Below are 574 nucleotides of genomic sequence, written 5' to 3'. Positions count from 1 at the left end.
AGGTCGGTCAGCACGGGCCTTGCGAACAGCGTCGACAGCGGCAGCTCGACTCCCACAGCCTGTGACAGCCGGCTCGACATCTGCACGGCCAAGAGCGAGTGGCCGCCCAGTTCGAAGAAGTGGTCGTTGCGCCCGATGCGCTCGACACCCAGGAGCTCGGCCCAGATCCGCGCCAGCGCCGCCTCGACCGCACCTTGCGGCGCCTCATAGGCCGCCAGCGCATAGGCCTGATCGGCCGGCGCCGGCAGCGCGTTCCGATCGAGCTTGCCGTTCACCGTGAGCGGAAGCGCCGCCAGCCGCACGAACGCACTCGGCACCATGTAGTCCGGCAGCCGCGCACTTAAGTGCGCCCGCAATGCGCCCGCAAGCCCGCTTCCATCGCCCTCGTCCGAGCCGGCCTCGGGCGCACAGACCATATAGGCGATCAGATGCTTGTCGCCGGCGCCGTCCTGGCGCGCCACCACCACCGCCTCGCGCACCCAGGCGTGCTCGCAAAGCCGCGCGACGATCTCGCCCGGCTCGATGCGATAGCCGCGGATCTTCACCTGATCGTCGTTGCGGCCCAGGAACTCAA

The 574-nt window shown here is 69.3% G+C and carries 1 protein-coding gene; it reads right to left on the bottom strand.

Translation table 11 applies throughout. From position 1 onward, the window contains the following. A partial coding sequence (locus OWC48_RS46015; RefSeq protein WP_282525930.1) for a phosphopantetheine-binding protein occupies positions 1–574 on the bottom strand: 574 nt, incomplete at both ends.

Source organism: Bradyrhizobium sp. Arg816 (genome assembly GCF_029989365.1).
Lineage (GTDB): Bacteria > Pseudomonadota > Alphaproteobacteria > Rhizobiales > Xanthobacteraceae > Bradyrhizobium.
The sequence above is the reverse complement of the archived record's forward strand: the minus strand, read 5'-3'. Positions and strand labels throughout refer to the sequence as shown.